Source organism: Streptomyces sp. SCSIO ZS0520 (assembly GCF_025643355.1).
GTDB lineage: Bacteria > Actinomycetota > Actinomycetes > Streptomycetales > Streptomycetaceae > Streptomyces > Streptomyces physcomitrii.
Genome location: NZ_CP092644.1, coordinates 5,378,942 through 5,395,873, shown reverse-complemented (window position 1 = coordinate 5,395,873; position 16,932 = coordinate 5,378,942). Strand labels below are relative to the sequence as shown.

General features: G+C 71.7%; 18 protein-coding genes. 11 read left to right on the top strand and 7 right to left on the bottom strand.

The genetic code is table 11. The features are described from left to right. Nucleotides 1-103: 103 nt before the first annotated feature. Both MID12_RS21510 and mca read right to left on the bottom strand, forming a co-directional pair. Entirely contained in the window at nt 104-397 is a 294-nt protein-coding gene (locus MID12_RS21510; RefSeq protein ID WP_078845156.1) for a hypothetical protein, read from the bottom strand. After that, nucleotides 390-1,271 (bottom strand): mycothiol conjugate amidase Mca, encoded by an 882-nt coding sequence (mca, locus tag MID12_RS21505; RefSeq protein ID WP_040253127.1) that lies wholly within the window; start codon nt 1,269-1,271, stop codon nt 390-392. The genes MID12_RS21510 and mca overlap by 8 nt, the downstream gene beginning before the upstream one ends. Before the next feature lie 215 nt (nt 1,272-1,486). On the opposite strand from mca, the gene MID12_RS21500 reads away from it, so the two are divergent. Next, entirely contained in the window at nt 1,487-1,921 is a 435-nt protein-coding gene (locus tag MID12_RS21500; RefSeq protein WP_052482515.1) for a DUF4307 domain-containing protein, read from the top strand. 187 nt (nt 1,922-2,108) lie between these two features. Continuing rightward, nucleotides 2,109-2,606 (top strand): transcription elongation factor GreA, encoded by a 498-nt coding sequence (greA, locus tag MID12_RS21495; protein WP_040253125.1) that lies wholly within the window; start codon nt 2,109-2,111, stop codon nt 2,604-2,606. A gap of 93 nt (nt 2,607-2,699) precedes the next feature. Here greA and MID12_RS21490 read toward each other — a convergent pair whose 3' ends face one another. The 3 genes from MID12_RS21490 to ilvA form a co-directional block, all read right to left on the bottom strand. Beyond that, nucleotides 2,700-3,557, bottom strand: a complete 858-nt coding sequence (locus tag MID12_RS21490; protein ID WP_040253121.1) for an ABC transporter permease — start codon at nt 3,555-3,557, stop codon at nt 2,700-2,702. Continuing rightward, entirely contained in the window at nt 3,554-4,564 is a 1,011-nt protein-coding gene (locus MID12_RS21485; RefSeq protein WP_263170006.1) for an ATP-binding cassette domain-containing protein, read from the bottom strand. Before MID12_RS21485 ends, MID12_RS21490 begins: the two co-directional genes overlap by 4 nt. 548 nt (nt 4,565-5,112) lie before the next feature. After that, on the bottom strand, nt 5,113-6,342 hold the full coding sequence (gene ilvA, locus MID12_RS21480) for a threonine ammonia-lyase (RefSeq protein WP_040253116.1): 1,230 nt from the start codon (nt 6,340-6,342) through the stop codon (nt 5,113-5,115). A gap of 267 nt (nt 6,343-6,609) precedes the next feature. On the opposite strand from ilvA, the gene MID12_RS21475 reads away from it, so the two are divergent. The 3 genes from MID12_RS21475 to MID12_RS21465 all read left to right on the top strand — a co-directional run bounded on the left by MID12_RS21475 (nt 6,610) and on the right by MID12_RS21465 (nt 8,081). Further along, a complete protein-coding gene (locus MID12_RS21475; RefSeq protein ID WP_040253114.1) occupies nt 6,610-7,125 on the top strand; it encodes a MarR family winged helix-turn-helix transcriptional regulator in 516 nt (171 codons plus the stop codon). 201 nt (nt 7,126-7,326) lie between these two features. Beyond that, nucleotides 7,327-7,824 carry a sigma factor-like helix-turn-helix DNA-binding protein gene (locus MID12_RS21470; protein WP_237282905.1) on the top strand — a complete coding sequence of 166 codons (498 nt, stop codon included), beginning with the start codon at nt 7,327-7,329 and terminating at the stop codon, nt 7,822-7,824. Beyond that, nucleotides 7,821-8,081 carry a hypothetical protein gene (locus MID12_RS21465; protein WP_263169998.1) on the top strand — a complete coding sequence of 87 codons (261 nt, stop codon included), beginning with the start codon at nt 7,821-7,823 and terminating at the stop codon, nt 8,079-8,081. Before MID12_RS21470 ends, MID12_RS21465 begins: the two co-directional genes overlap by 4 nt. A 32-nt stretch (nt 8,082-8,113) precedes the next feature. On the opposite strand, the gene MID12_RS21460 is transcribed toward MID12_RS21465, so the two are convergent. After that, nucleotides 8,114-9,268, bottom strand: a complete 1,155-nt coding sequence (locus tag MID12_RS21460; RefSeq protein WP_040253110.1) for a cystathionine gamma-synthase — start codon at nt 9,266-9,268, stop codon at nt 8,114-8,116. A 103-nt stretch (nt 9,269-9,371) separates the two neighbouring features. On the opposite strand from MID12_RS21460, the gene MID12_RS21455 reads away from it, so the two are divergent. From MID12_RS21455 to MID12_RS21430, 6 genes are all read left to right on the top strand, one after another. Continuing rightward, on the top strand, nt 9,372-10,490 hold the full coding sequence (locus tag MID12_RS21455) for a hypothetical protein (protein ID WP_040253108.1): 1,119 nt from the start codon (nt 9,372-9,374) through the stop codon (nt 10,488-10,490). Nucleotides 10,491-10,608: 118 nt separating this feature from the next. Beyond that, nucleotides 10,609-11,262, top strand: a complete 654-nt coding sequence (gene msrA / locus MID12_RS21450; protein WP_263169993.1) for a peptide-methionine (S)-S-oxide reductase MsrA — start codon at nt 10,609-10,611, stop codon at nt 11,260-11,262. Between the two features lie 116 nt (nt 11,263-11,378). Then, nucleotides 11,379-11,573, top strand: coding sequence for a hypothetical protein (locus MID12_RS21445; protein ID WP_263169990.1), 195 nt, complete (start codon nt 11,379-11,381; stop codon nt 11,571-11,573). Continuing rightward, nucleotides 11,560-11,961, top strand: coding sequence for a DUF6879 family protein (locus MID12_RS21440; RefSeq protein WP_263169989.1), 402 nt, complete (start codon nt 11,560-11,562; stop codon nt 11,959-11,961). The genes MID12_RS21445 and MID12_RS21440 overlap by 14 nt, the downstream gene beginning before the upstream one ends. A gap of 171 nt (nt 11,962-12,132) precedes the next feature. Continuing rightward, nucleotides 12,133-12,489, top strand: a complete 357-nt coding sequence (locus MID12_RS21435) for a helix-turn-helix domain-containing protein (protein WP_263169987.1) — start codon at nt 12,133-12,135, stop codon at nt 12,487-12,489. Next, nucleotides 12,486-12,680, top strand: a complete 195-nt coding sequence (locus MID12_RS21430; RefSeq protein ID WP_263169986.1) for a hypothetical protein — start codon at nt 12,486-12,488, stop codon at nt 12,678-12,680. Before MID12_RS21435 ends, MID12_RS21430 begins: the two co-directional genes overlap by 4 nt. A 74-nt stretch (nt 12,681-12,754) precedes the next feature. On the opposite strand, the gene MID12_RS21425 is transcribed toward MID12_RS21430, so the two are convergent. Next, complete coding sequence (locus tag MID12_RS21425) at nt 12,755-16,831, bottom strand: trypsin-like peptidase domain-containing protein (protein WP_263169983.1); 4,077 nt, start codon at nt 16,829-16,831, stop codon at nt 12,755-12,757. Between the last annotated feature and the right edge of the window lie 101 nt (nt 16,832-16,932).

The window sequence follows — 16,932 nt, the reverse complement described above, 5'->3', positions numbered from 1 at the left end:
CCGGTCTCGGGTCCCGGCCCGGGCGGAGGGCGAGCGGGAAGGCGAAAGGGCGGGAGGCAAAGCGGGAGGGCGGGAGGCAAGGCGGGCGGGAAGGCAGACGGCCCTAACCGCGCTTCGCGGCGCCCCGGGATCCGGCCTTGTCCTCCGGGCGCCCCTCGGGGGCGGTCCCGTCCGCCGCCTCGGAGGCCGCCGCGGGCGTCTCCTCGGGAGCCTCCTCGAAGTCGACCCGCTTCATATGGCGGTTCATCGACTTCATCAGTGCCCATACGGCGACTGCCATCACCGCGAAGACGATGAAGCCGAGAACGCCCGGGGTCACCTTGTTCTCGTCCAGCTCCTTGGCCAGCGGGACGAACTGGGTCATTGCCAGGCTTGCGCTTGCGCTCATATCAGGCATTGTCCCGGATGCCCGCGAAGAGGTCGTGCTCGGGGAGGGAGGTATCGACGAGCGCCTTCGCCAGCTCGTACTCCTCGGTCGGCCAGGCCTCCCGCTGGATCTCCAGCGGCACCCGGAACCAGGCCCCGTCCGGGTCGATCTGCGTCGCGTGCGCGATCAGCGCCTTGTCCCGGATCTCGTAGAAGTCGCCGCAGCTCACATGGGTGGTCAGGGTGCGCTCCGTGATCCCCATCTTCTCCCAGCGCTTCAGCCAGTCCGCGTACGGGGACTCCAGGCCCCGGTCCAGCATGGCCTGGTGCAGCGCCTCGGTGCGGGCGCGGTTGAAGCCCTGGTTGTAGTAGAGCTTCTGCGGCTGGTAGGGGGCGCCGAATTCGGCCTCCGGGTACTTCACGGTGTCGGCCGCCGCGTCGAAGGCCACCATCGAGATCTTGTGGGTCTGGATGTGGTCGGGGTGCGGGTAGCCGCCGTTCTCGTCGTAGGTGGTGATGACCTGGGGGCGGAAGGAGCGGATCGCGCGGACCAGGGCGCCGGCCGCCACGTCCACGTCCTGCAGGGCGAAGCAGCCCTCCGGCAGCGGCGGCAGCGGCTCCCCCTCGGGCAGCCCGGAGTCGACGAAGCCCAGCCACTCCTGGCGGACGCCGAGGATCTCGCGGGCCTCGTCCATCTCCTTCTTGCGCACCTCGTGGATGTGCTCCTCGATGTACGGGTCGCCCTGGAGCTTGGGGTTGAGGATGGAGCCGCGCTCACCGCCCGTGCAGGTCACGACCAGCACGTCCACCCCCTCGGACACGTACTTGGCCATGGTGGCGGCGCCCTTGCTCGACTCGTCGTCGGGGTGGGCGTGCACGGCCATCAGTCGCAGCTGCTCAGTCAAAGCTCGATCCTCGTTGAGTGATGGTGGGTCGTGGTGGGTGATCCGGCGTTCCGGTCGGTCCGTCCCCCTCCCGCCGGGGCGGGCACCCGCGGCGGGACGGCGTTGCGGCGGCCCCGGGGCGGCGGCCGGTCCGCACTGCGCGACTTCTATAGTGACCGAAGCAGCGGGCGAAAAATTCCGGTACCCCGGGCGTATCGCCCACGAGAGGACATGCGATGGATTCCGCGGTGGAGCGCGAGCGTGCGAAGGACGCGGCTCAGCCGCCCCAGGGCCGCTACGGACGCACCGCCGAGGAGGCGGACGCGCGCACCGACCGCAGGCTGAAGACCCTCGGGGCGGTCCTCGGCGTCCTGCTGCTCGGCGTCGTCGGCTGGTTCGGCTACGACTATGTGACCGGGCAGCGGATCAGCGGCGAGGTCATCAAGTTCCAGGCCGTCTCGGACCGCTCGGTCGAGGTCCATCTCGAGGTACGCAAGGACGCGGGCACCGACGGCTACTGCACACTGCGCTCCCGCTCAGCGGACGGCGCCGAGGTCGGCCGGGCCGACTTCCGCTTCGACCAGGACCGGGACCGGATCGACAAGGTCGTCACGCTGCGCACCACGGCGCGCGGCACCAGCGCGGAGCTGGTGGGCTGCCACACCGGCTGAGCCCCCGCCCGGCTCTCCGGGTCCGCCCCCTTTGACCGGCGCTGACCTGGAACGACCTCTTCTGGATGACATATGTCCTCCCCGTTTCGCGGGGGAATTGTTAGGCTCGTGGTTTCGCCCTTCCGTGAAGGAACATGCTTCTGGGTAGGGCGATGCTTTGTATTCCCAGTACCTACGAGGAGCACCTGTGACCCAGACCAGCGAGAACGTCACCTGGCTCACCCAGGAGGCGTACAACCAGCTGAAGGCGGAGCTGGAGTACCTGTCTGGTCCCGCGCGCACCGAGATCGCGAAGAAGATCGAGGCGGCGCGTGAGGAGGGCGACCTGCGCGAGAACGGCGGGTACCACGCGGCCAAGGAGGAGCAGGGCAAGCAGGAGCTCCGGGTGCGCCAGCTCACCCAGCTCCTGGAGAACGCCAAGGTCGGTGAGGCGCCCGCGGACACCGGCGTGATCGCGCCCGGGATGGTCGTGACGATCGCCTTCGACGGCGACGAGGACGACACCCTGAGCTTCCTCATGGCCTCGCGCGAGTACGCCAGCGAGGAGATCGAGACGTACTCCCCGCAGTCGCCGCTCGGCAGCGGCGTCAACGGGCACAAGATCGGCGACACGGTCGAGTACGAGCTGCCCAACGGCAAGCTCGCCTCCGTGAAGATCCTCGACGGCAAGCCCTACAACGGCTGAGCCCGCAGGACCCGCGGCCCGCGTACGCGAACGCCCCCGGACCCCGCCGAGAGCGGGTACCGGGGGCGTCGTCCGTGCGGGCCCCGCGGGCGATCAGGCGGAGCCCTTGCGGTACTTGCGCACCGCGAGGGTGCGGAAGAGGACCAGGATCACCAGCGACCACAGCACCGAGGCGAGCACCGGGTGCTGCATCGGCCAGGCGTCCGGGGTCCGGTAGCCGGGCGGGAGGTTGCCGAAGAGCTCCCGGCAGGCCTGCACCGTGGTGCTGAAGGGGTTCCACTCCGCGATGTGCCGCAGGAAGGTCGGCATCTTGTTGGCGTCCACGAAGGCGTTGGAGATGAACGTCAGCGGGAACAGCCAGATGAGTCCGCCGGAGGTGGCCGCCTCCGGGGTGCGCACGGTCAGCCCGATCAGGGCGCCGATCCAGGAGAAGGCGTACCCGAGCAGGAGCAGCAGCAGGAAGCCGAGCAGGACCTTGCCCGCGTTGGTGTGCACCCGCCAGCCCACCAGGAGCGCGACGCCCGCGAGGACCACGAGGGTCAGCGCGGTCTGGACGAGGTCCGCGAGGGTACGGCCGGTGAGGACGGCGCCGCGGGCCATCGGCAGCGAGCGGAAGCGGTCGATGAGGCCCTTGTGCATGTCCTCGGCGATGCCCGCACCGGCGCCCGCGGTGGCGAAGGTGACGGTCTGCGCGAAGATGCCCGCCATCAGGAACTCGCGGTAGGCGCCGGTCGACAGGGAGCCGCCGACCTGGATGGAGCCGCCGAAGACATAGGTGAACAGCACCACGAACATGACCGGCTGGATCATGCCGAAGATGAGCACCTCGGGGATGCGCACCATCCGGACGAGGTTGCGGCGGGCGACGACGAGGCAGTCGCGCACCGCGCTGCCGAGACCGCCGCTGACGGCCGGGACGCGGGTCTCGGCGGCATGGGACACCGTACTCACTTGCTGGTCTCCTTCGTGTCCTTCGGGGAGTCTTCCGCTTCCGGGCCGACCTCGTCCTTCTTCTCCTCGGCGCGGTGCCCGGTGAGCGAGAGGAAGACGTCGTCGAGGGTGGGCCTGCGCAGGCCGATGTCGTCGATCTCGATGCCGCGGGCGTCCAGTTCGCGGATGACCTCGGCGAGCAGCTTGGCGCCGCCGGTCACCGGGACGGTGAGCCTGCGGGTGTGCTGCTCGGTGGTGACCTGGCCGCCCTTGCCGAAGGCGGCGAGGATCTCCGCGCCGGAGGCGAGGTGGGCGCGGTCGTGCACGACGACCTCGACGCGTTCGCCGCCGGTGCGGGCCTTCAGCTCGTCGGCGGTGCCGCGGGCGATGACCCGGCCGTGGTCCACCACGCAGATGTCGTGCGCGAGGTGGTCCGCCTCCTCCAGGTACTGCGTGGTGAGCAGCAGTGTCGTACCGCCCGCGACGAGTTCCTGGATGACGTCCCACAGCTCCTGGCGGTTGCGCGGGTCGAGGCCGGTGGTCGGCTCGTCCATGAACATCACCGGCGGCGAGACGACCAGGGCCGCGGCGAGGTCGAGCCTGCGGCGCATGCCCCCGGAGTAGGTCTTCGCGGTGCGGTCCCCGGCGTCGGCGAGGTGGAAGCGCTCCAGGAGCTCGGCGGCGCGGGCCTTCGCGGCCTTCGCCTTCATCTGGTACAGCTCGCCGACCATCTGGAGGTTCTCGCGGCCGGTAAGGTACTCGTCGACCGCCGCGAACTGCCCGGACAGGCCGATCGAGCGCCGCACCTGGTTCGGGTGCTTGACCACGTCGATCCCGGCCACGGTGGCATGGCCGCTGTCCGGCCGCAGCAGGGTCGTCAGACAGCGCACGGCGGTGGTCTTCCCCGCGCCGTTCGGTCCGAGCAGGCCGAGCACGGTGCCTTCGGGTACGTCGAGATCGACGCCGTCCAGCGCCCTGACGTCGCCGAAGGTCTTCACCAGACCTTCGGCATGGATGGCGCCTGGCATGAGAGAGCTCCAAGGGGTCGGGCCGCCCGGCTCACGGTCGGCGAGGAGAGAGAAGAAGAGAGGAGAGGGGAGGAGAGGGAAGGGCGAGGCGAAGAGGTACGGACTGGGCCGCCGCAGGGCTACGGCAGGCAGGAAGGGGCCAGCGGGCACCCGTGCACCCGCACACGCGGCGATCGGCACGTGAGGTGGACCACAGACTAACGCGATACATCGCGTTTCCTCAAGCCGCTTCCGCGGGTGAACGGGAAGCGCCGGTTCACTTCCCGGGGAAGCGTACGAGCCGGGTCTGACATCGGCCTCGGAATTAATCGCCGGGTCTGGCATAGCACGTATATCGGGCATCCGGCGGCGGCCGACGACCGGCCGCCGAGAGGTGCGGCCGCTCCGCTCCGCCGGGGCCACCGGCTCCGCCCCGCCGGGGGCCACGGCTGCGATCCACCCGGGGCCACCGGTCGCGACTTGCCCCGGGCCACCAACTGCGATCCGCCCGGGTTCACCTCAGCCGGAGTTGCGCGCACCCCCGGGCGGGCCGGGCCGCGCGCGGGACCTCATCCCCCGACCGTGTAGCCCGCCGCCCGCAGCCGCTCCGCGACCTCCGTGCAGTGCTCCGGCCCCTTGGTCTCCATCCGCAGGTCGACCTCGACCTCGCTGAGGCCGAGCTGCGGATCCGTACGGACGTGGGAGATGTCCAGGACGTTGGCGTCGGCGGCGGAGAGTTCGCCGAGCAGGGTGGCGAGGGCGCCGGGGCGGTCGGTCAGGCGTACCCGCAGGGAGAGGTAGCGTCCGGCGGCGGCCATGCCGTGGCGCAGGATGCGCTGCATCAGGAGCGGGTCGACATTGCCGCCGGAGAGCAGGGCGACCACCGGGCCCTCGAAGGCGCGCGGATCGCTGAGCAGGGCGGCCACCGGGCTCGCCCCGGCCGGTTCGACGACCAGTTTGGCGCGCTCCAGGCAGAGCAGCAGGGCGCTGGAGAGCTCGTCCTCGGTGACGGTGCGGATGCCGTCGAGCAGCTCCGCGAGGATCGCGAAGGGCACCTCGCCGGGGCGCCCCACCTTGATCCCGTCCGCCATGGTCACCGGGTGCTCCACGGACACCGGCCGGCCCGCCGCGAGCGAGGGCACGTACGGCGCGGAGCCCGCCGCCTGGACGCCGATGACCCGTACGTCCGGCCGCAGCGCCTTGACGCCGACCGCGATCCCGGCCGCCAGGCCGCCCCCGCCGACGCCCACCACGATGGTGCGCACCTCGGGGCACTGCTCGATGATCTCCAGGCCGACCGTGCCCTGCCCGGCGATCACGTCCCGGTGGTCGAAGGGGTGGATGAAGACCGCGCCGGTGCGGGCCGCGTAGTCCTGGGCGGCGGCGAGGGTCTCGTCGACCACCTGGCCGTGCAGGCGGACCTCGGCGCCGTACTCGCGGGTCGCGGCCACCTTCGGCAGCGGGGCGCCCTCGGGCATGAAGACCGTCGAGCGCACCCCGAGCAGGGAGGAGGCGAGGGCGACGCCCTGGGCGTGGTTGCCCGCGCTGGCGGCCACCACCCCGGCGGCGCGCTCCTCGGGCAGCAGTCCGGAGATGCGGACGTAGGCGCCGCGCAGTTTGAAGGAGCCGGTGCGCTGGAGGTTCTCGCACTTGAGGTGGACCGGGGCGCCCACCAGCGCGCTGAGGTGGCGGCTGCCCTCCAGGGCGGTCGTCCGCGCCACCCCGGCGAGCATCTTCTGCGCGCCGCGCACATCGTCCAGGGTCACGGCGGGCAGGGGGCGGGCGCGGCGATAGCTCATGGCCCAAGTCTCGCAGCCGCGCGCACTCCCGCCCGCAGGCCGCCCGGCACCCGGCGGGCAGGACCCCCGCCCGGCCGCCGCCCCCGGCTGCCAGTCGTCAAGCCGCTGAACAGGCCTGACCCGTGACGCTGCCGTGTCCAGACTGGTTTGTGCACCGGCGGTACGAGATGCGCCGTCTCCGCGTACCCTGTCCCCCAACCAAGTCCCGCACTCCCGCAGAAGATCCGCCTCCCTTCCCACTCCCATACATGAAGTGAGCATCCGGCCATGCCCACCACTCAGGACATGACTACCGCCGGTGACGCCGGCCTCCTCGACACCCTGCAGCACGAGGTCGCGCTCTTCGCGCGCCGTGCCGAGCAGACCCGCCTCGGCGGAGTCGGGAAACTGCGCAACTCCATGGACCGCGCCGCGTATCTGCTGCTCAACCGCCTGGACAAGGAAGGCGCGATGGGCGTGAAGGCGCTCGCGGCGAGCATGGGAATCGACTCCTCGACCGTGACCCGCCAGGTGGCGCCCCTCGTCGAGAGCGGCCTGGTCAAGCGGACCTCGCACCCCGAGGACGGCCGGGCGGTCGTCCTCCAGCTCTCCCCGCGCGGCATCGCGCGCCTGGCGGAGGTCCGCGCCTCGCGCCGCGAGCTGATGGAGCAGCTGACCGAGGACTGGGAGCCCGAGGACCGCAGCCGGTTCTGCACGCTGCTCACCCGGTTCAACGTGGCCCTCGCGGCCCGGATGGCGGCCAACCCGCTCCCGGCGGACGACGCCCTTCCGCCCGCCAACTGACCGCCCGCGGCGGGGCGCCGCTCACCGCCGGTGCCGGGTACCTCGCGCAGGGCTCTTGACCTGGGCCCGGCGGCGGCCTCATATGAGAGCGGAAGCGCTTGACGAGAGCGTTCCTCCGGGGCCGCGCGGCCGGTGTACCGCGCCCCCGGCAGGCCGCGGCGCGCCCCGGCTCCGCGGAGCCCGCGGCGGACGGGAGGCGCAGTGCGAGCAGGATCCCGAGGCCGTCTGCCGGGCCAGGCGGCCCGCCGGGCACGTGAGTTCGAAGCCTTCGTCGCGGGCGCGGCGCCCCGGCTGCTGCACACCGCCACCCTGTTCACCGCCGAGCCGCAGGAGGCCAATCCGCAGGCCCGGCGCCTGGCGGTCCACGCCCTCGCGCACACCTACGCCGCCTGGGAGCGGCTGAGCGGCGAGGACCCCTACGCGTACGCCCGCGGCTGCCTGGCGCTGCGCTACGCCCGCACCACCTGGTATCCGCGGCGGCTGCGCAAGGCCCCGGCGCAGGGCGTGCTCGCCCTGCTCGAACCGCGGGAGCGCCTGATCGTCGTCCTGCGGATGTTCGAGGGCGTCGCCGAGGAGCAGTGCGCGGCGCTGCTCGGCCTGCCGCGGGAGCGCGTCGCCGGGCTGTGCGCGCACGCCTGCGCCACCCTGCTGCACCCGCCCCGCGAGCGGGCGGATCCGGCCGGGGCGGTCCGGCCGTGAGCGCCGCGAACCCCTTCGAGCGGCGCGAGGAGAGCGTGCGCAGACTGCTCGAAGAGCGGTCGGTGCCGCTGCCGCCGGACCTCCACGCCCGGGCGGTGCGCCGCGGGGAGCGCCTGCTGCGCCGCCGCAGGACCGCCCGGACGCTGCTCTGGCTCTCCCTGCTCGCGGCCGTGCTCGCCTTCTCGCTGTGGGCCTGCTCGGCCCGGCCCTGGGTGGAGCGCCCCTCCGACACGACGCCGCCGGTCACGGGGCTGTGACCGGCGGCGTACGGAGGGGTTCGGGGCTGGGCTCAGCCGAGGGCCTGCTGCAGGTCGGCGAGCAGGTCGTCGATGTTCTCGATGCCGACCGAGAGCCGGATCAGGTCGGCGGGGACCTCCAGCTGCGAACCGGCGACCGAGGCGTGCGTCATCCGCGCCGGGTGCTCGATCAGCGACTCGACACCGCCGAGGGACTCACCGAGGGTGAAGACCTTCGCGCGGTTGCAGACCTCGATGGCCGCCTGCTCGCCGCCCTGGACGCGGAAGGAGACCATGCCGCCGAAGGAGCGCATCTGCTTCGCGGCGATCTCGTGCCCCGGGTGCTCGGGCAGCCCCGGGTAGTAGACCTGCGCGACCTTGCGGTGCCGGGCGAGCGCCTCGGCCACCCGCTCCGCGTTCTCGCTGTGCCGGTCCATGCGCACCGCGAGGGTCTTCGCCCCGCGCAGCACCAGCCAGGCGTCGAAGGGCCCGGCCACCGCGCCCATCGCGTTCTGGTGGAAGGCCAGCTCCTCGCCGAGCGCCGGGTCCGAGACGACGAGCGCGCCGCCGACCACGTCCGAGTGCCCGCCCATGTACTTGGTCAGCGAGTGCACGACGACATCGGCGCCGAGCGCCAGCGGCTGCTGGAGGTAGGGGCTGGCGAAGGTGTTGTCCACCACGAGCCGGGCACCGGCGTCGCGCGCCACGTCCGCGACGGCCGCGATGTCGGTGATGCCGAGCAGCGGGTTGGAGGGGGTCTCCACCCAGATCGCCTTCGTCTGCGGGGTGAGCGCGGCCCGTACCGAGGCCACGTCCGAGGTGTCCGCCACCGAGAACTCGACGCCCCAGCGCCGGGCGACCTTCGCGAAGAGGCGGAAGGTGCCGCCGTAGGCGTCGTCGGGGATCACCAGGTGGTCGCCGGGGCTGAGGATCGTGCGCAGCAGGCAGTCCTCCGCGGCAAGCCCCGAGGCGAAGGCGAGACCCCGCCGGCCACCCTCGAGGGCCGCGAGATTCTCCTCCAGGGCGGTGCGGGTGGGGTTGGCACTGCGGCTGTACTCATAACCGCCGCGGAGCCCGCCGACACCGTCCTGCTTGTACGTCGAGACCTGGTAGATCGGCGGCACGACCGCGCCGGTGAGGGGATCCGCGGTGTTGCCCGCGTGGATCGCCACGGTCTCGAAGCTCTGCGTGCTGTGGGAGTCGCTCATGAAATCCGAGCGTAGCCCCGACCGGACCCCGGTGCGGACCGCGCGGACCCTTGCTCTGTGACAGGTTCGCCAATTCCCGGACCGGTCTGGTTCGCTTGGAGGCATGGAGATTCTCTGGGTTCTGATGGCCCTCCTGCTGATCGGGGCGGCCCTCGGCCCCGTACTGCGGCGCAGGCGCGGCGCGATCCGCCAGGTTCCGGCGGGCTCCCCCGACGCGGCCGACCCGGCGGACTACGGCTTTTTGCGCCAGGAGGAGCTGGACATCCGGCTGCCCGGACCCGACGAGGACCTGGAGCAGGTCCTCGACCACCTGCTGCGCACCCAGGACTGGCGGGCCGCCTCCCAGCTGCTCGCCGGGACCGGCAAGGAGGGCGAGCTGCGCTGGCAGCGGGTGCAGGCCTTCGCGGGCATGGCCTCCCTGGAGCTGGCCCAGCGGCCCGGCGGGGTGAGCGAGAACCCGGGCGCCCAGTGGCTGCGGGTCTGGCGGGCCGAGGCGCCCAAGGACCCGGGCGGCGCGGCCGTGCACGCGGAGTTCCTGGTGCAGCAGGCCTGGCGCACCGCGACCGCGGGCACCGACGAGTTCCGGATCATCCTGGAGGAGGCCCGCGGGGCCTGCGCGGAGGCCGCCCTGCTCGCCCCCGGCGACCCGGTCCCGTACATCGTGGAACTCTCCCTCGCCCGCGGGCTCGGCTACCCCCGCGAGGAGTTCGAGCAGCTCTGGCTCAAGGTCCTGGACCGCGACTCCGCGCACTTCGGCGCCCATCTGGCCGCCCTGCACTACTGGTGCGAGAAGTGGCACGGCTCCCGCGCCGACGCCCACCACTTCACCGACGCCGCCGCGGCCCGCGCCCCGCAGGGCTCGCTGCTCTCCGCGCTCCCCCTCTTCGCGGTCTTCGAGCACCTGCCCGACGTCAACCTGGTCCGCGGCTTCCACCAGAGCGAGATCGTCACCAAGGCCGTCGAGGGCGCCCAGTACGCCGTGCACCAGGCCCGCCACGACGACCCGATGGCCGCCCACGTCCGCCACCTCCTGCTCTTCTTCCTGGTACGCGGCGAACGCTGGGGCGAGGCCATGGACCAGGTCCTGCACATCGACGGCCACGTCGGCGCCCTGCCCTGGACCCTCTCCCCGGACCCGGCGGCGGACTACGCGGTGTACCGCGCCCTCGCGGTCGCGGGGTACGAGGCCAACGGGGGGAGCCCGGCGACGCTGCGGCACTGAGGGGGCGGGCACGGGCCCAGGCCCCGGCACCCGGCACCCGGCACCCGGCACCCGGCACCCGGCAGGAATGCCCGGGCCGCGCGCCGCGTTCCCCTCACAGACCCCCGAGGAGGACTCCATGCTGTTCGGCCGTACACCCGTGCTCCCGACCCCCGACCAGGCGCTCGGAGGCCGCCCCGAGCCCTCCTACTCCGTGCCGGAGCGCCACACGGTCCTCGGCACCCCGCTGCTCGGCCCCTACCCCGAGGGCTACGAGACCGCGGACTTCGGCCTGGGCTGCTTCTGGGGCGCCGAGCGGAAGTTCTGGCAGGCCGAGGGCGTGTGGACCACCCTCGTCGGCTACCAGGGCGGCCACACCCCGCACCCCACCTACGAAGAGGTCTGCTCCGGCCTCACCGGCCACACCGAGGCGGTACGCGTCGTCTTCGACCCGGTCAAGGTCAGCTACGACACCCTCCTGAAGCTCTTCTGGGAGTCCCACAACCCCACCCAGGGCTTCCGCCAGGGCAACGACGTCGGCACCCAGTACCGCTCCGCGATCTACACCCACTCCCCCGCCCAGGCCGAGGCCGCCGAAGCCTCCCGCACCCGCTACCAGCAGGTCCTCACCGCCTCCGGCCACGGCACCATCTCCACCGAGATCCTCCCCGCCGAGAACCGCCGCTTCTACCCGGCCGAGGGCTACCACCAGCAGTACCTGGACAAGAACCCTGCCGGGTACTGCGGGATCGGGGGGACGGGGGTTTCCTGCCCGGTGGGGGTGGGGGCGTGAGGTCGGGGGCCTTTCCCGTTGTGGAAAGGCCCCATGCTTGACCCCGGGTGATCAGCTCGGGTGCATCGAACGCAGCAGGCCTGCGAAGCGATGCGGGGGTGAGGATGCTGCGGAAGTTGTCCGGTGCCCCGGAGTGCAAGAGCGGCACCTGCCCCACATTGTGGATCACCGAGGACGCCGAGAGCTATGTGGTGCAGGGGTACCTGATCACAGCTCCGGAGAGACTCGCGCAACTCGACCTGCCCGAGGGTGAGGCGGCCGGGATGATCCCGGCCGTAGTCCTGGAGGAGTACTTCCGTGCTCGGCGGTGAGGCCTTCGGGCGGCTCTTCGAGACCTTCGAACGGACCGCCTTCCGGCTGGAGAGCCTCTCCGTCTACGACGTCGCCGAGGAACGCGAGGAGTTCGAACGCTTCCTGCGCGGCGCGGCAATGGGCCCTGACTGGGAAGACAACCCGTGGGTGCGTTCGATGACGGACAAGGGCAAGCAGCTCTCGCGCGTCCATGTGCTGCGCTCTCCGCTGACCGATTACCTGCGGTACGAACTGGCCGCCTACCCGGGGAACATCGCGGCCGGCGAGACCATCGGCATCATCGACCGGGCTGATCAGGACGCTGCCGGCCTCCCCGATCACGACTTCTGGTTGTTCGACGACCAGCTTGTGTACCGGATGCCCCACACCCCCAAGGCGAGTTCCTAGCGGCGAGTTGCTCCCGTCCCACGCCTTGGCCGACTACCGGCGTTACCGCGATCTGGCCCTGGCCACGGCGATGCCGTTCGCGGACTACTGGGAGCGGCACCACTGAGCACCGACACGATCGGGAAGGCCCTGCGGGCACTGCGGGACGCATCCGGACTCACGGGTGACTCCGTGGCCCGCAGGGCTTCGATGTCCGCCGGAAAGCTCTCGAAGATCGAGAACGGCCGGGTACGCCCGACTGTCCAGGACGTGGACCTGGTACTCAGTGCCCTGGGCGTGAGCCAGGAGGTCAAGGACGAGTTCCTGGCGACAGCCCGTGCGGAGGCGGCCGAGGCCACGGCGTTGCGGCTCCTGCGCCGCATGGGTTCGTGGAACCACCAGAAGACCATCCGGGCCATCGAGGCCAACACCACCACGCTCAGGCTGTTTCAGGGTCAGCTCATCCCCGGGCTCCTGCAGACTTCGAGTGCAGCGCCGCCGTGTTCTCCCTGCCACCGGTCCACCGCCGGATGCCGGACTTCGCCATGACCTGCTTCAGCCGGCACGACGACCGGCTCGTCATCGTGGAAACGTTCCACTCCGAAGTCACCACCCGCGATCCGAAGGACATCGGGCTCTACCTCGACACCTTCGAGCGGTTCGCCGCGGTAGCGGTCTACGGGGATGCCATGAGGGCCCTCATCGAGAGCATCCGGGACGGATTCTTGCCCCGACAGTGAGTGTTCTGGAGCGAGTTGCCAGGCAGGTGAGACATCAGCGATATACGAGCGGCGCACACCCCGTCTGCGTGCCCCTACCGCTCGGAAGCCACCTGAAGCATCTGCCGTGAGCGCTTGCGCAGCACCTTGGGGAGGTTCCTGTCGGTGGAGATTGCGGTGAGGAGGCGGCGGGAGGCGGGGCGGGGGAGGTGGGAGAGGGCGTTGAGGACTTCCATGCGGTGGGCGGCGGCGTAGCGGCTGTTGAGGATGAAGTCGCGGGCCTTGTCGTAGGCGGGCTCGTGGTGCAGGCGGCAGAGGGAGATCAGGATTCTGGACGGCAGATGGCTGCCTCGGGTGCGGCGGAGCAGGCGGTGCAGGAAGGCGCGGACCTCGGGGCCGCCCCGGCACTCCAGGACGTGCACGGCTTCCACGCGGACGCGCAGCGGGGCGGTGCCCTCGGCGGCGAGGTCCCGGTAGGTCGCGAGGTCCTCGGGGATCCTGGGGCCGCGGGTGAGCGTCAGGGCGCGTACCCGTACGGGTGTCAACTGCCAGATGTCGGCGGCGACTTGGGGCAGTACGGTCCTCGCGAGCCGTGCGTCGAGCGCGCTCAGGGCCTCCAGGGCGGCGATGCGCTCGGTGTCGTCGAAGTCCGGGGAGTCGACGAAGGAGTGGAGGAGCGCGGCCACGCCGTCGTCGGTGACCTTGCCGAGCGCGAGCGCCGCCCGGATGCGCAGGGGCGGGCTGAAGGCCGACTGGGCGAGGGCGTTGAGGGCGTCCCCGGCGGCGGGTTCGCGGAGGCCGGCCAGGAACTCTCCGGCCTGGATGCGCATGGAGTCGAGGAGTTCCTCGTTCTCGAGGACGAGGAGCAGGGCGCCGGATGCCTTCCGGGTACGGAACTGGTCCAGCCGCTCCGCCGCGCGGAACTGGTGGACGCGGGAGACGGACGGGTGGAGGGCGATGACGGTGAGCGGGTAGATCGCACGGCGGTCGCCCGTGTTGTGCAGGTCCTCGGCGGCCACCAGGCGGATCAGGGTGTCGGCCGCGGAGTCGCCCGCGACGGAGAGCAGCAGCTCCCGGCCGCGGGGGTCGGAGAGGGAGAGCAGGGCGCGGGCGGCGTCGACCCGCCGGGGCGCCGGTATCCCGGTGGCGGTCGCCGCGTTCAGGAGGTAGTCGGCGGCCTGGGGGTCGCCGAGTTGGGCCATGGCCTCGGCGGCCCGCAGCGCCAGGTCGGCGCCGAGTTCCGGGGCGTCGAGGATGTCGGCCAGGATCCGGGTGGCCCGGGCGTCGCGGCTGCGGGACAGGCCCTCGGCGGCGGAGAGCCGGAAGAAGGGGTCGGTGCCGGAGTCCAGGGCCGTTTCGGCGAGCGCGTCGACCGCCGCGGCGGTGCCGAGCCACTCCAGCGCCTCCAGTGCCCGCAGGCGCTGGGCCATCGAGCGCCGCGGGTCCTCGGCGACACCGCGCAGCGAGGCGCAGGCCGTGTACGGGTACAGCCGCGAGATCGACTCCACGGCGGCCGAGCGGATGTGCGGCAGGCTCCGGTGGCCGATGGCGAGGTCGAGCAGGCAGTCGAGGGCGAGGTCGGGGCGGGCCCAGTCGAGGGCCTCCGCCGCGCGCAGTCGCTCCACGGCCCAGATGTGCGGCGCCTGGGCGATGGCGATCAGCCGCTCCGCGCCCCGCTCGTCGCCGAGGCCGCTCAGGCTCTCCGCCGCCCTGATCTGCCGCGAGGTACCCGCGAGCCGGTCCTCGGTCACGGCGAACAGGTGCTCCGCGGCCTCGGGTTCGTCGAGGTCGGCCAGCATCTCGGCAGCGAGCAGCCGGGTGCCGATGTCGTGGGGCGGGTGGGCGAAGCGGTGCAGGGCCTGGGTGCCCCGGGGGTCCCCGAGTTCCACCAGCGACCGGGCCGCCCGCAGCCGGTCGAAGGCTTCCAGGCGGTCGTCGCGGGTGGCGCCCAGGAGTTCGGCGGCGGCCCTGTCCACCACGCGCTGCGGGACCGCGCTCCCCTCGCCGTGCAGCCGGGCCACGTACTGCGCGCCGTGGACCTCCTTGGTCCAGCGGTACAGGAGGCGGCCGAAGCCGGACCGTCCCGACCAGGAGGAGACGAGGAAGTCGACGTACGGGTTCTCCGCCCCGGCCGGGGGGACCGCCCGGCGTCTGCTCGGCCATCTGCCGACCACGGTCCGGTAGGCGCGCCGGTCCCTGCGGCGGTCCGCCACCGTGGCCTGGGCCGCGAGGTATTCGAGGAGGGTCTGGTGGAGGAATTCCAGTGCCTCGCCGCGGCGGACGAGGAGTCCGCTGCGCAGCAGGACCTCCTCGCAGAGCGCGTTCCACCGCTCACTTGTCAGGGAGGACGGTTTGAGGTCCCGCGTCCGTTCCGCGATCAGTACGCGCGCGGATTCGGTGGCGCCCTCATAGCGGGCCAGGGCGAATTCCTGGAGGACGGTGGTGGCCCGCGCGCTCAACTGCTCGGCGGCATAGGCGGCTTCCACTCCGTACCGGTCGAGGAGCGAATGGGCCTGGCCCAGCATGTCCACCTTCTCCCCGTACTGCTTCTCCTGGAGCAGGGCGATGAAATCGGAGTAGAGGGCCCAGCGGCCCCGGGGCAGTGCGGCGGATTCGGAGTGGGCGTAGAGCTGGCAGACCATGGTGGCCATCAGGGGCACGGTGAGCAGGTTCTGCATGCTGGAGGATTTGACGGTCTCCAGGAAGGTGCGCGCCCGGGTGTCCGGATCGGGCAGTTCGAGCGCGGTCAGCCAGGCCCGTACGAAACCGGGGAGTTGCTGGGAGTCGAAGGGCAGCAGTGAATAGGTCCGGCAGCGCCAGTGCTTCAGTTCGTGGAGTTCGCGTACCGACCGGGTGGTGAGGGCGAAGCGGAAGAGGGCGGAATACTCGTCCTGCTGTCTGATGGCCGCCAGTTTCCGCAGCAGGTTCCGGCGGCTCTCCGGGCTCAGCACCTCGTCGAGACCGTCCACCAGGAGCATCCAGCGCACTCCCGGGGCGGGCGGCGCGGTGAAGAGATCAGGGGCGAGGGGGCGGACAAGTCCCGCGCTGCTCAGCTCTCTTGACACCGAGTCGTGCACCAGGGAGGAGAACGGGCGCTCGCCCACCAGGTCGATCGCCTTCACCAGGACGGGAATCGCGTGGTGGAAATGGTCCTCGTCCCAGCGGCGGGCGACCGCGGTGATCCAGGAGCGCAGCAGACTGGATTTCCCGGAGCCCGGACCGCCGATGACGACCACATCGTCCGAGTGGTCCAGGATCGAATCGGCGGGCGCCCGGGCCTCGTCGTCGACGACCAGGTCGTGCGCGGCAGTGTCCCGGGTGGCCCCGTCGTGCGCCCGGTGCGCCATGGCGTGCTGGTGCACATAGACGGCGGAGAGCGGCGGGGGCGTCGTCCCCGGGATCACGCCGGGATAGGGGTGTTCGCGCGCCGCCCGTACCGAGGTGTTCAGGTATTCCCGCAGCCTCGGTCCGAGAAAGGGCCAGCCGCCGGCCTCGATCTGCGCGTCGGAGAGGCGCTGGAGCCATTTCTGCCCGTCGGAACCCCACCGGGAATCCCGCCAGCCGGCCTCCATCCGCTCCAGTACGTCACCGGCGGAGACCATATGGGAACTGCCCGTCTTGTCGGCCGTGCTGAGCATGCCCGCGATGCAGCCCGTTCTCCGGTTGAGCACCGGACTTCCGCTGAATCCGCCGCCGACGGTGGCTCCGCGCAGCCTCCGCAGCACACCGGGATTCTCGAAGCTGCGCGAGGAGACGCCTTCGTAGGTGAAGGAGGCGGACTGGCCGGGGCGGAACATTCCCGTGGGGTGTCCGAAGGCCCACAGGGCGTCGCCCACCTCGATCCGCTCCGAGAGGAGTACGGCGTTTCCGCGGGTGAGGTCCTCGGCGTCGAGGAGCTTGAGAAAGGCCAGGTCCACTCCGCCGGGGGTGAGGTGGTAATGCTCGGGGAGCACCTCGAATTCGAGGGCCAGTGAGCGGGAGGCGATACGTCCCGTGATGCTCGCGGGGAGTTCGTCGGGCGCGTCGGCGACCACATGGGCGCAGGTGGCCACGATGTCCGGGGCGACGAAGAAACCCGTCCCGAGGAGCGGCCCGCGCGGTGAGGGGGATTCGAGGGCGACGACGGAATCGAGGAGCGCCGACTCCGGGTTTCCCGGGTGGTGCGGCGGCACGGCTAGGGCCTTTCGTTTGGATCGGGCTGGATCAGGGAGCGGGGGCTGGTGCGTGCGGCTGCAAGGCGGAGGAGGGCGTCGACGCGGAGCGTCGGCAACCG